The sequence below is a fragment of the Acinetobacter sp. WU_MDCI_Abxb74 genome, from assembly GCF_025513915.1.
Lineage (GTDB): Bacteria > Pseudomonadota > Gammaproteobacteria > Pseudomonadales > Moraxellaceae > Acinetobacter > Acinetobacter calcoaceticus_C.
The window spans coordinates 569073-581554 of record NZ_JAHPRP010000001.1; the positions used below are offsets into that span (position 1 = coordinate 569073).

The 12482-nt window shown below is 39.8% G+C and carries 11 protein-coding genes; 5 read left to right on the plus strand and 6 right to left on the minus strand.

The annotated features are described in order from the left end of the window. Window positions 1–42: 42 nt before the first annotated feature. Together KTH84_RS02785 and KTH84_RS02790 are read right to left on the minus strand one after the other, a co-directional pair. Window positions 43–1386 (minus strand): MFS transporter, encoded by a 1344-nt coding sequence (locus tag KTH84_RS02785; RefSeq protein WP_262471876.1) that lies wholly within the window; start codon window positions 1384–1386, stop codon window positions 43–45. A 17-nt stretch (window positions 1387–1403) separates the two neighbouring features. Further along, the gene (locus KTH84_RS02790) at window positions 1404–2615 is read right to left on the minus strand and encodes an OprD family outer membrane porin (protein WP_410374398.1); all 1212 of its coding nucleotides are present in this window, start codon (window positions 2613–2615) and stop codon (window positions 1404–1406) included. A 369-nt stretch (window positions 2616–2984) separates the two neighbouring features. Here KTH84_RS02790 and KTH84_RS02795 point away from each other — a divergent pair, with 369 nt between their 5' ends. The 5 genes from KTH84_RS02795 to KTH84_RS02815 are packed head-to-tail and all read left to right on the plus strand — an operon-like array spanning window position 2985 to window position 7872. Continuing rightward, entirely contained in the window at window positions 2985–4235 is a 1251-nt protein-coding gene (locus tag KTH84_RS02795; RefSeq protein ID WP_262471878.1) for a dienelactone hydrolase family protein, read from the plus strand. Window positions 4236–4247: 12 nt separating this feature from the next. Beyond that, entirely contained in the window at window positions 4248–5033 is a 786-nt protein-coding gene (locus KTH84_RS02800; RefSeq protein ID WP_262471879.1) for an SDR family oxidoreductase, read from the plus strand. A gap of 40 nt (window positions 5034–5073) precedes the next feature. Next, window positions 5074–6312, plus strand: a complete 1239-nt coding sequence (locus KTH84_RS02805; protein WP_262471880.1) for a styrene monooxygenase/indole monooxygenase family protein — start codon at window positions 5074–5076, stop codon at window positions 6310–6312. Between the two features lie 28 nt (window positions 6313–6340). Beyond that, window positions 6341–6871 carry a flavin reductase family protein gene (locus KTH84_RS02810; RefSeq protein ID WP_262471881.1) on the plus strand — a complete coding sequence of 177 codons (531 nt, stop codon included), beginning with the start codon at window positions 6341–6343 and terminating at the stop codon, window positions 6869–6871. Window positions 6872–6924: 53 nt separating this feature from the next. After that, complete coding sequence (locus KTH84_RS02815; RefSeq protein WP_262471882.1) at window positions 6925–7872, plus strand: transporter; 948 nt, start codon at window positions 6925–6927, stop codon at window positions 7870–7872. Between the two features lie 55 nt (window positions 7873–7927). Here the strand turns inward: KTH84_RS02815 and KTH84_RS02820 are convergent, their stop codons facing one another. The 4 genes from KTH84_RS02820 to antA form a co-directional block, all read right to left on the minus strand. After that, a complete protein-coding gene (locus tag KTH84_RS02820; RefSeq protein ID WP_262471883.1) occupies window positions 7928–8980 on the minus strand; it encodes an AraC family transcriptional regulator in 1053 nt (350 codons plus the stop codon). A gap of 465 nt (window positions 8981–9445) precedes the next feature. Continuing rightward, the gene (gene antC / locus KTH84_RS02825) at window positions 9446–10480 is read right to left on the minus strand and encodes an anthranilate 1,2-dioxygenase electron transfer component AntC (protein WP_262471884.1); all 1035 of its coding nucleotides are present in this window, start codon (window positions 10478–10480) and stop codon (window positions 9446–9448) included. 5 nt (window positions 10481–10485) lie between these two features. Beyond that, complete coding sequence (gene antB / locus KTH84_RS02830; RefSeq protein ID WP_262471885.1) at window positions 10486–10977, minus strand: anthranilate 1,2-dioxygenase small subunit; 492 nt, start codon at window positions 10975–10977, stop codon at window positions 10486–10488. Between the two features lie 2 nt (window positions 10978–10979). Then, complete coding sequence (gene antA / locus KTH84_RS02835; RefSeq protein ID WP_262471886.1) at window positions 10980–12395, minus strand: anthranilate 1,2-dioxygenase large subunit; 1416 nt, start codon at window positions 12393–12395, stop codon at window positions 10980–10982. Window positions 12396–12482: the final 87 nt, after the last annotated feature.

Genomic DNA, 12482 nt, shown 5'->3' on the forward strand with positions numbered 1-12482 from the left:
GATTTAGTTGCCTAAATCAGTTTTTTATTTATCGATTAATATTTATATACTTTCTTCAAGCTTCAACACTTGTTTACTTTTTGATTTTTCATGAATGACTTTAAGACTAAGGGCAATAAATGAGATGAACGTTGGCAATGCGAGAATGAAGAAAATACCACTTAAACTTAAGTTAAACGTGAAAATGAGTGATCCAAAAAAAGCACCTATAATTGCGCCGATACGACCAATACCATGCATCCACGAAACGCCAACCGCACGGCACACTGCTGGGTAGAACATAGCTGCAAGCGGTAGTAAAGAAGATTGAGCACCCGCGAGTAATGCACCAATTAAGAAGATAGTAAGCCCTAACAAGAAAATATTTGAGCTTACCAGACCAGCAACAATAAATAAGCCGAAAGCAATTAAATAAGAGTATTTAATGACTGTGGTTGGGTTTAGTTTATCCATGTACCAGCCCATAATAGTTGCGCCAATCACGCCACCAAAAGGGAAAATCGCTGCAATTAAACTAAACTGTTGTGTGCTAAAACCTGCTGTTTTTAAAATCGTTGGCATCCAACTTGTTAAAAGATAAAACACCAATAGACTGGTAAAGCAGCACAGCCAAAGCATGCTTGAACCCCACAGGTATTTCCCCAAAACGATTTTAACCGGATTTTCATCTGAGGCATTTTCTGTTTGAGTTAAAACAAGTTTTACAGGTTCTTGAAATGAATGGCCCTGAATATTTTCTAAAATACGCTGTGCTTTATCTTGTTGTTGGCGCGTAATTAAGTATTGAGTTGATTCAGGTAATTTAAGTAATAAGGCAACCACTAAAATTAGGGGAATACTTCCACCAATAATAATGACCTTAGCCCAACCATAACTTTCTAACAGATAAGCTGATAACACACCGCCACAAGAAATACCCAGCATAAAACCACAGCCAGCAAGACCGGTAAGGAATGCTTTACGTTTTACAGGCATATATTCAGAGACAATGGTACTGATGTTTGGCATAGCTGCGCCTAAACCTATACCTGTAATAAAGCGATAAATCATTAAATCTTGAGTCGAGTCGGCAAAACCACACAAAATCGTAAATATTGAAAATAATAGGCTCGTAAAAACAATGACGCCTTTACGCCCAAACTTATCAGACAAAGGCCCCGAAATGATTGCCCCGATTGACATACCGACTAAAGCTGCACTTAAAACAGGAGCAAGTTGAGGCTTGGTAATTCCCCAGTCATCCAGTAAAGCGGGAGCAATAAAACCAATAATCCCTGTGTCTAAGCCATCACAGAAGAAGACAAAAAAGCCCAATATAAAAACCGTCCATTGTAAGGGGGATAGTTTTTCGCGGTTGATAATCGTATTTGCATCTATTGTTTTCATATGTATTCCTTAACTCATTAAAATTTTCTGCTGTAATTGACAAAGAAACGGTTTTCAGAGAAATCATTTCCATGCTTAATGTCGTAATTAATAAAGATGTACTGAAGGGCTAAACCTTTGAGAAAAGGCTGTTGAAGGGCATAATTGACAATAACGTTTGCTTCATTTTCTTTGTTTTTTAAGCCATCTGCTGATTTAAAGTGATCGCCATATACATATTTGAAAGTCGTATTTAAACCGGGCACCTGATCTTTAAAGTCATAGCCATAGATGAAGTGATAAGACTTTTCATCCTTTTTGAAGAAACCAGTTGTATTCCAGTTAATAAAATAAGTTTCAGGCAAGAAACCATCAGGTAGCGGGTAGGCAGACTCACCAATAATTTGTTGATAACCCAAGCCAAAGCTGTGATTTTTTACTTTAAGCGTTTCTAATAAACCTACATTCTGCGCATCGATGTCGAAAAGATTTCCATTATTTTTGGTATTGAAATATTTGAATTTTGAATTAACTGAAAAATTGGAGTTTTTCCATAGGTGTTCAACACCGACATAATGTTTATTATATAAATTCTCCATATTTCCAAAGTAATATTCGCCCTTCAACGTAGGCGTGATTTGATAGCGCAGATCTATGTAGTTAAGGCCGTCGGAGTAGCCAGTCACACCTTTTGAAGTAAAAGAAAATCGGTGAAAGTCTTCTTCATTTCGTGGCGATACTTTTTCAATACGGCCAATTTCAGCAAAAAGCTTATCGTTTAATTGAGACTTAAGGTTGGTTCCCCAATAAGAGGTCAGTAGCTGACGACTTGCATCTACAGTGGTTACGGGTAAATCCAGCCATAATTCACCAATGCTTAGTAGAGTCTTGTTATAGCCTAATTTTAATGTTGCACCATATTTTAAATAATCGGGCGCTTGGGACTGAGTTGCTTTATCAAAAGGTAATATGGTATCTGCAACATGTTTATCTTGGCTTAAGCGAACCGCATATTGTGCTGAAGCATTTGCCCCAATTTGAATCGGGGTTCCGCCAATTTCTAACGGCGTGTCATGCATATTGGAGTTATAAAATAGAGAAACTGATTGCGACCAGCTACCCGTGTCTTTTACATCTGGATTGTCATAGTTTCTATCTATATATGCATTTTTTAATGTAAATTTCCATTCTTCATCCGCTGAATAAGCCTGAGTAGAAAATGCACTGCAACATAAAATATTGATGAGCATTAACGTTTTCTGTTGTCCATAAATTGGCCATGGTCGATGCATAAATAAAACGCCTTAATTTAGAAAATGGCTGGGCTTTTCTTATGTAATCAAAGTTATTACATGACTTTGATTGAACTATTTTTAGCCAGTAGTCACTATCCAATAAGTCCTAATCTTCATCCATTTTTTCCAAATTAGATAAAAAGCATCATTTTTGTTTTTATATTAAAATATTGAAATTCATTAACTTTATTCTTTTATATGTTTTATCCATTGCTATCTTTTTTCATAATTGCGCACAGATTGGATAATGTTTGCAGCTTTTGGACAGTCTAAAAAAATATTCGGATAGAAGATAAAGCCATAACAATGTCAGGAGTTGACACTATGGCTGGTCAAACCGTTCAAATTAAAACTGTATATGGAAAACAGTTCAGTGCGTATCTAGCGACACCAGAAACAGGAAAAGGGCCTGGAGTGGTGCTTTGTCAGGAAATCTTTGGGGTGAATGCAGCAATGCGGGAAAAGGCAGATTTTCTTGCAGAAGAAGGCTATACCGTTTTAGTTCCTGATCTATTTTGGCGTGTAGCATCTAATATTGAACTGAGTTATACACCAGAAGATTTTCAAAAAGCTTTTGAACTTTATCAGCAATATGACGAAAACCTCGGTGTTGAAGATATTCAGGACAGCTTAACTTTTTTAAAGACTCTACCAGAATGTGATACCTCTACAGGCCTCGGTGTGGTGGGGTACTGTTTGGGTGGAAAGCTTGCATATCTTGCAGGCTGTCGACTTCCGGAAGTGGCATGTGCTGTAGGTTATTATGGTGTAGGCATTGAAAAAGCGTTAGATGAGTTAGCCAACGTAAAAGGACGTTTGGTCTTACATATTGCAGAACTGGACCAATTTACACCGCCAGATGCGAGACAAGCGATTGTCGATGCAGCTAACCAATATTCAAATGTACAAGCCTTTGTTTACGAAGGTGTCGACCATGCTTTTGCACGCCCAAAAAGCAATCATTATCACAAACCTTCAGCACGTTTTGCTCACGAGCGCACAGTAACAGCTCTACATGACACGATTGGACCGAAATATGACTTAGTTGCCTTGTGGGAAGAACATATTCGACATGAATTTGATACGCGTGACGTACCGGCAACCATGGCGACTATGGTTGCAGAACCTTATGTCAACCATATTCCAACCTTAACTGGTGGTGTAGGCCAAAGCCAGCTTGCTCGTTTTTATCAATATCACTTTGTTCATCAAAACCCGAAAGATATGAAGATCACTTCAATCTCTCGTACTGTTGGCTCAACGCAAGTGGTAGACGAGTTCATTATGAGCTTTACCCACGATGCTGAAATTGACTGGTTATTACCGGGTGTAAAACCGACTGGTAAATATGTCGAAATTCCAATGTTGGGTGTAATTCAATTCAGAGGCTCAAAGCTGTGCCATGAGCATATTTACTGGGACCAAGCATCGGTGCTCGTTCAAATTGGTTTATTAGACCCAACAGGCTTGCCCGTTGCAGGCGTTGAGACTGCACGAAAACTTCTTGATGAAGATCTTCCTTCAAATACCTTGATGCTGTCTTGGGCAAGTAGTGAAGGCAAGCCAGTCAATTAAGGAGTATCTGCAATGAATATAAATTTAAAAGGAAAAGTCGCTGTGGTGAGCGGTGGAGCAACACTCATTGGTAAAGCAGTTGTACAAGCCTTAGTTAGTGCAGGTGCTCATGTCGCTATTTTAGATATTGATGCCAAAGGCAAAGCGATTGCGGAAAGCTTTAACCATGATGTGATGTTTATTCAAACCGATTTAACCAGCGATGCGGCTATTCAACAAGCTGTGGCAGATATTCACCAACATTTAGGTGAAGTGAGTTACTTGGTAAATCTGGCATGTACCTACTTAGATGATGGTTTTAAATCTTCACGTCAGGATTGGTTACAAGCACTCGATATTAATTTGGTCTCTACAGTTGAGCTGAGCCGTGCTTTATACAATGACCTAAAAAAGCAGCAAGGTTCAGTCGTTAATTTTACTTCAATCTCGGCCAAAGTGGCACAAACAGGGCGCTGGTTATATCCAGTGTCTAAAGCCGCGATACGTCAACTCACACAAAGCATGGCAATGGATTTTGCTGCCGATGGTATTCGCGTCAACTCCGTTTCACCGGGTTGGACATGGTCTCGTGTCATTGCAGAAGTCAGTGGTAATAACCGTGAAAAGGCCGATAGCGTGGCAGCCGATTATCACTTGCTAGGCCGATTGGGTCATCCCGAAGAAGTCGCCAATGTTGTTTTGTTTTTATTGTCACCCGCTGCGAGTTTCGTCACTGGAGCAGATTATGCGGTCGATGGCGGATATTCAGTAATGGGCCCTGAAGGATCACAGCCCGCTATTCCACGTTTAGCTGAATAGCACAGCGTTTTAACACATTTAGAAAATTATGGAGAAGATTATGCGCCGTATTGCAATTGTTGGAGCAGGACAGTCTGGTTTACAGCTTGGTTTGGGCTTATTAGATACAGGCTACGACGTGACAATGATCACCAACCGAACTGCCGATGAAATTCGTCAAGGTAAAGTCATGTCAAGCCAGTGTATGTTTCATACCGCTTTACAAACTGAACGTGACTTAGATTTAAATTTTTGGGAAGAACAATGTCCAGCGGTGGAAGGCATTGGGCTCGCTTTAGTGAACCCTGAAAATGGTGATAAAGCATTTGAATGGAGTGCTCGTCTTGAGCGCTACGCTCAATCGGTCGATCAACGCGTCAAAATGCCATATTGGATGGAAGAATTTGAACGCCGTGGCGGTCAATTGGTCATTCAAGATGTGGGTATTGAAGAGTTAGAACAACTCGCAAACGAGTATGAATTAGTACTACTTGCGGCTGGTAAAGGTGAAGTTGTTAAACAGTTTGAGCGTGATGATGCACGTAGTGTTTTTGATAAGCCTCAACGCGCATTAGCTTTGACTTATGTCAAAGGTATGAAGCCAATTTCACCTTATTCACGTGTGACTTTTAATATTATTCCCGAAGTCGGTGAGTACTTTTCATTTCCCGCGCTTACCGTGAATGGGCCTTGCGACATTATGGTATTTGAAGGTATTCCAAATGGACCAATGGACTGCTGGCAAGATGTCAAAACACATGGACAGCACCTGCAATGCAGTTTGGACTTACTCAAGAAATTTGTGCCATGGGAATATGAACGCTGCACAAATGTTGAGTTAACTGATGCTGGCGGATATTTGGCAGGACGTTTTCCACCGACCGTACGCAAACCAATTTTGACATTACCCTCTGGCAAGCAAATTTTTGGTATGGCAGATGCCTTAGTAGTCAATGACCCAATTACTGGTCAAGGCTCAAACAATGCTGCCAAATGTAGCAAGATTTATTTCGATGCCATTTTAGCCAATGATAATCAAGGCTTTAGCGAACAATGGATGGTTCAAACTTTTGAACGTTATTGGGCTTATGCAGAAAAAGTAGTGGCTTGGACCAATAGCTTGCTCGTGCCGCCACAACCGCATGTCGTTGAGCTATTAGCAGCTGCAAGCCAAAACCAGAGCATTGCTTCAATTATGGCCAATAACTTTGATGACCCACGTTCTTTTGCCTCGTGGTGGTTTGATGCAGATCAGGCTCAAGCATTCTTGGCTTCAAAAACCACCGCAAAAGTGGCTTAAGGGCAAAACATCAAAGGGAGATTTAAAAATGGACACAATTGAAACTCACGACTTACAAACCATCAATGCTGAAAACCCAAGAGAAATCCGTAATTTACTTGGGCAGTTCGCAACTGGGGTTACAGTGATTACAACCCGTGGTAAAGATGGTCGGAAAATAGGGATGACAGCAAACTCTTTTTCCTCACTGTCTTTAGATCCGCCATTAATTTTATGGAGCCTTTCAAAAACAGCACCAAGTTTGTCTGATTTTGTAGAAGCTGAATATTTTGCCATTCACATGTTGGCACAAGAGCATCATCAGCTTTCCGGGCATTTTGCTCGAGGTGCTGACGATAAATTTGCAGGCATTGCACATCAACAATGTAATGCAGGCGTTCCAATTTTGGCAGATGCACTCGCCACCTTGGTTTGCCGCAATATCAATCAGTATGAAGGCGGAGATCATCTGATTTTTATTGGTCAGATTGAACAATACCAACAACGTCAAGGTGAACCATTGGTATTCCACGCAGGAAAGTATCGGATTGCCGCAGAGCATCCAGAATTAGCACATTAATTCACCATAATCACGATCAATCCGGTCGTGATTTTTTTATAGGAAATAAGAAGATGAAAAGCACTTTAATAAAACATGGATTTTTAGCAGGGACATTGTTGGGTTTGCCATTGGTTACACATGCCTATGATTTACCGACCGTAAACTTAGGTATGACCAGCTTTCTCGATGGCGGCTTACCCGCAGGGCCCGGCTGGTATGCTCAAACCTATTTTCAAAATTACGATAGCAATAAACTCGTCGATGCCAATGGACAAAAACTCGGTTTACCTAAAACTGATTTAAACTATCAAGTACTGGTTGAACAGATTAGTTATTTATCGAATGTCCGAGTAAAAGATAAAGCCAGTCTAGGCATGAATTTTTTAATTCCCTTTGTCAGTAAAATGGACATGGATGATGGCTTGAATAATGCTGCAATTAAGGCCCAAAGTGGCTTTGGGGACATTATGATTGGGCCGTTTATTCAGTTCGATCCAGTCATGGACGCACAAGGGCCCAAGTTTGTACATCGTTTTGAGTTTCAGGTAAATTTACCTACTGGCGAATACGACCAGCAAAAAGATATTAATCCAAGTAATAACGCCGTTTCATTTGATCCTTATTGGGATGCAACATATTGGTTTAACCCCAAGTGGACAGCTTCAACACGTATCCATTATCTCTATAACTTTAAAAATGATGACCCAAGCTATGCGTTTGCTGGAGCAAATGATATGCAGGCAGGACAAGCTCTTCATGCAAACTTTGCAACGGACTATGCCATTACCGAACAGTTCCGTTTAGGACTAAATGGCTATTGGCTAAAACAAATCACCGACACCGAAGTTGATGGTGAAAAAGTCAAAGGCCGACGTGAACAAGTCTGGGCAATTGGTCCTGGTGCGATGTATAGTTTTTCTAAAAATGATCATCTGGTTGCAAATGCTTATTTTGAGCAAGATGCTGAAAATCGCCCAGAGGGAACACGACTTCAAGTTCGCTATGTTCATCATTTCTAAATCATAAAAAGCCTTTTATATCAATAAATATAAAAGGCTTTTATCTATTTTTGGTTTAAGAAAAAATTGAAGTAATTAAGCCTTCACTTTGACCAGAGCGGCGAGTAGAAGAAGGTAATTCACCATAACGACGTTTATATTCTTGTGAAAAACGGCCTAAATGGCTAAATCCCCATTTAAATGCCACATCTGTGACCGATAGATTTTCATTATGCATAAGCTCTAAATGAGCTTGTTCAAAACGTAATTCTTTTAGATAAGACATTGGGGTGGTCCCCAAATAATTTTTAAAACCTGTAAATAACGTTCGAACACTCACGCCTGCATGTTCAGCCAAAATTTCTACATTAAGTGGCTCATGTAAATGTTCTTTAATATAGGCTTCTGTACGCTTCACGAAATAAGGAGAGACCGTTTTTTCTTTATAATGATCAATCTTATGTAATGCATTATTAGGTTGACCATAAATCAGTGCATTAAACAGGTTTGACTCAAATTGTTTAAAGGCTAGAGGGTGATGGAGTGGATGTTGCTCGCATGCTAAAGCATCCATCAAGGTTCTAACAAGTTGTAAAAAGTAGGCTCCACTTTGTGTGGCAAAGTCTAATTTTGGATCAAAAACGAGTAAGTTATTTTCCGAATCGGCAATATGTTGACGGCAGTGATGTACAAAATCATCCTTTGAAACTTTTAGAATGAGCTGTGGCGAGTTCGCGTGCCAGCGCATACGTAAAGATTGCTGCGGAGAGATCACAGACGCAACTTGAGAATAAGAAATAAATTTTTGTGAACCAAATTCAATTTCAGCATAACCTTGAGTCGGAATCTGAATTAAATAAAACTTATCAAGATGATCCGGTTCAATAATGACGTCCGCGCCATATTCCAAGCGACTAATCGACAATGCACCTGTTTTAACATGGTGCATGGTTGCACTGAAATCTCGCTTCTGTTGAGAGATTTTAAGGTCATGCGGTTTAAAAATTTGCCCTACATTTCGGCAGGTTTCGCTTAAATCTTGGTGATCAAACACCAAATTATGATTGGTAAAGATAGACTCATTTTGAAAATGACGTCCACTGAGTTCTGGGGAGTTGGCTTGGTTCATATTTATCCCTTTTGGCTCACTCCTGTATTTACTTGTGTTGCAGAAGCTTTAAAACTTCACTATGCAGCAAGTAAATACGGCACTTAAAAAATTAAGTTACTCGCAAATTACAATAAGATATAAGCAAAATACAGACCAATTTAACCGCTAATTAATGTGATTTTCTCAAATTTTTAATTCGGATTTTGTCCATCAGTCTAATAAATTCGAGAAATAGAATAGAGGGATATAAAAGGCGCTATAAGTTAATCTCATTATGATCTTATTCCTTAAGATCTATCAAAATTTATAACAAATCCAAACGAACTGGTCAATTTATTTTGTCGGAATTTATTATTTTATATTATTGAATATAAAGGTTTTTTAATTTTTTAAATAAAAATTCAATATACCCCTTACAGAGTATATTGAATCATTCAGGTTTAGTGTTTTTTTAAATTATTTGCACTTAAGCTATTTATATTTTCAACGTGATGTATTGCTCTGTAAAAACTTCTCGCTGTAAATACGATAGTTTTGCAAAGATTGCTCATCTAACCAATTTTTTACGGCTTCAATCATCGGTGGCGGACCACATAAATACATATCAAAAGCCTGCTCAGCCAATTGATCTTTATTTAAATGCTCGTGAATATAACCCGCTTTACCTTGCCAACTTTCCGTTGCTTTAGTCACGATCGGGTGATAGCTAAAGTTTGGAAGCTGTTCTGCGTAGGCATGTAAACGCTGTTGTTCACACAGGTCGGTTTCATTGTTTACGCCGTAGTACAACTGAACTGCAGGTGAGTTAGGCTGATCAACCAAGTTATCAAGCATTCCCAAGAAAGCTGATAATCCTGTTCCACCTGCCACAAAAACCAGTGGTCGTTCTACTTCGCGCAAATAGAAACTACCTAGAGGTGCTTCAATGAATAGAGTTTGTCCAACCTGACAGCGATCACGCAAGTAATTGCTCATAACACCATCTGGCAATAGACGAATTAAAAATTGCAATTGATTGGTTGCGTTCGGTCTATTGGCAAATGAATATGAGCGCCAATCTTCAGTATCTGGAATTTGCAAACGAGCATATTGACCCGGTAAAAACTGAAGTTGTTCAGCGTGACTGCTCGCGTCAAGATGCAAAATTGCTGTCGTTTCAGAAACCAGTTCAACAGCGGTCACTTTGGTTTCAATTTTTAAGGTATCGCCAGCATTACAAATGGCAGAATCATGATCGAAATAAAAAGCGGCATCAGATTTTACACGTGTCTGGCAAGCTAACATTTTTCGCTCGGCCAAATCACGTTCACTTAATGCATCTTCATCGACATATTCTTGTTCATAAATACCAGTTTCACACTGTCCCTGACAGGTACCACAAACACCTTCGCGGCAGTCTAGTGGTAGGTTAATTCCTTGGCGAACTGCTGCATCGAGCAATAATTCGTCGTTATTTACCGAAATGAAAAAGGTTTTGCCATCGGCAAAGTTAAGTGCAACTGAATGTCCCATTTTCATTCCCCTTAAACGTGATAGAAGTCTAAAACGGAATCAATTTTGTCATTGAGCAAAATGCTGTGCTGACGACGGATACGGAAACCATCGGCGGTTTGGCGTAACAGATAAGTAGCATGTCCGTAAAAACAGCCTTCTAAGCCTTGGCGGTTATATAGCGTTTGCCATACAACTTTTGCTTCGATGAGACCATCCTCAAGTGTTTTAACTCGAATGTTATTCATGCTGTGTAAAGTGCGTGGTAATGGTGTTGCAGAAGCTGCTTTACCAGTACGAATGCGGAATATGCGGTCTTCAAGCCCTGTACGGTCCGCATAATAAATATAAGATAAACCCTGATTCGGATCTTGAACATAGTTATGGTCATCAATCCACTGGGGGATATGATATTCACTATCTTCATCGTAAAGTTCTAAATAGGCATCCCAGTCATAAGCATCACAAAGTTCTGCTTTTTTGTACAAAAACTGAGATACAGCAAAATATAGTTCTTGTGACATGGTTATACCTCATCCATTACGACATTGTTTTCGAAAGTAATATCTTGCATTTTCAATGCTTTCTTGTTTAAGCCATCAAGCATTAGACGTTGCCAGTGTCCATGTTGGTTTACATAGAGTCCTTCATGGGTAAATTCACGGCCAGTAATGACTGGTTGGATGCCTAAATCTTGTGAGTTTTTGGTCGCGCCATATTCCCAAGACTGGCAGCCACGAGAAATATCGCTCCAACGTTCAAGTCGCGCTTGAAAGCCTTTTTGCTGTTCACGGAACTCGACTAAATCATCTGGTGTACCAAGTCCTGACACGTTAAAGAAATCTTCGAACTGGCGAATACGGTTACGGCGTGCTTCAGCAGATTCACCTTTAACCCCAATGCACTGGCTAATAACTTCTGTTTTATTCCACGCAACAGGGCGAATAATACGAAGTTGCGAACTAATTTGATCCATAAAAAATAGGCTAGGGTACAAGTTTAAGTTTCTTAAACGGTGCATTGCCCATTCAGCATATTTGTCGCCATACTTTTCAACCATATACGGCATAACTGTGCTGTAACCCGGACGAACTGTTGGGTTCGGCATATCACTGAATAAAACACTGTGGCCATTTTTAAAGCTGAACCAGCCATCATCAGTTTCTGAGTCACCCGCACCCAACTTGCTATAGTCAAGGGTGTCGAGATCGCTACCATTAGATGCGTTCACTTGTTGGCGGTGTTGGACTGTAGAGACATAATTATAGTGAACGGTACTGACATGGTAGCCATCTAGGCCATTTTCATTTTGTAGTTTCCAGTTACCTGCAAAGGTGTAAGATGACTTACCTTGAAGAACTTCTAGTTCACCCGTTGGTGACTGATTAACCATTAAATCAAGGAACAGTTTTGTATCGCCCAAAAAGTCTTCTAAAGTATCTGTTGCTTGCGTATCAAGGCTTACAAATACAAAACCACGATAGCTGGCAATACGGCCTTGTTTTAAACCACGGCTTGATTTATCGAAATCTTCGCAATATTCACTCGGTGCTTTGACTTTGACTAAACGGCCATCTGACTTATAGCACCATGCATGGAACGGACAGGTAAAGGTTGACTGATTGCCTTTAGCAACGCGTGTTAATGTCGCGCCGCGATGCTCACAAGCATTGACCATGGCATGCAGTTCGCCTTTACCATCACGGCTGACAATAATCGGCTGACGACCAATTTGAACGGTTAGGAAATCATGATTGTTTGGAATTTCACTTTCGTGACATGCATAAATCCAAACCTTTTCAAAAATAAGTTCCATTTCCAAATCAAATAGCTCAGGCTCGGTAAACATATTACGGGCGATACGAAACACGCTATCTTTAGGACGGAAGTCGATACATCCATCTACAAAATCATTCCATTGTTTTAAATTAGATGAGGTCATTTGCTCAATCCTTTATTCATTCAGCTTTTAACTGATTGAACCGCGATTAGACCTTTAGCTCTATCCGTTTTTTCCAGATCTTTATCC

What these genes read in the sequence shown, in the direction of transcription:
- KTH84_RS02785 (WP_262471876.1), bottom strand. Translation starts at nt 1,386, where the DNA reads ATGAAAACAATAGATGCAAATACGATTATCAACCGCGAAAAACTATCC.
- KTH84_RS02790 (WP_410374398.1), bottom strand. Translation starts at nt 2,615, where the DNA reads ATGCTCATCAATATTTTATGTTGCAGTGCATTTTCTACTCAGGCTTAT.
- KTH84_RS02795 (WP_262471878.1), top strand. Translation starts at nt 2,985, where the DNA reads ATGGCTGGTCAAACCGTTCAAATTAAAACTGTATATGGAAAACAGTTC.
- KTH84_RS02800 (WP_262471879.1), top strand. Translation starts at nt 4,248, where the DNA reads ATGAATATAAATTTAAAAGGAAAAGTCGCTGTGGTGAGCGGTGGAGCA.
- KTH84_RS02805 (WP_262471880.1), top strand. Translation starts at nt 5,074, where the DNA reads ATGCGCCGTATTGCAATTGTTGGAGCAGGACAGTCTGGTTTACAGCTT.
- KTH84_RS02810 (WP_262471881.1), top strand. Translation starts at nt 6,341, where the DNA reads ATGGACACAATTGAAACTCACGACTTACAAACCATCAATGCTGAAAAC.
- KTH84_RS02815 (WP_262471882.1), top strand. Translation starts at nt 6,925, where the DNA reads ATGAAAAGCACTTTAATAAAACATGGATTTTTAGCAGGGACATTGTTG.
- KTH84_RS02820 (WP_262471883.1), bottom strand. Translation starts at nt 8,980, where the DNA reads ATGAACCAAGCCAACTCCCCAGAACTCAGTGGACGTCATTTTCAAAAT.
- antC (WP_262471884.1), bottom strand. Translation starts at nt 10,480, where the DNA reads ATGAAAATGGGACATTCAGTTGCACTTAACTTTGCCGATGGCAAAACC.
- antB (WP_262471885.1), bottom strand. Translation starts at nt 10,977, where the DNA reads ATGTCACAAGAACTATATTTTGCTGTATCTCAGTTTTTGTACAAAAAA.
- antA (WP_262471886.1), bottom strand. Translation starts at nt 12,395, where the DNA reads ATGACCTCATCTAATTTAAAACAATGGAATGATTTTGTAGATGGATGT.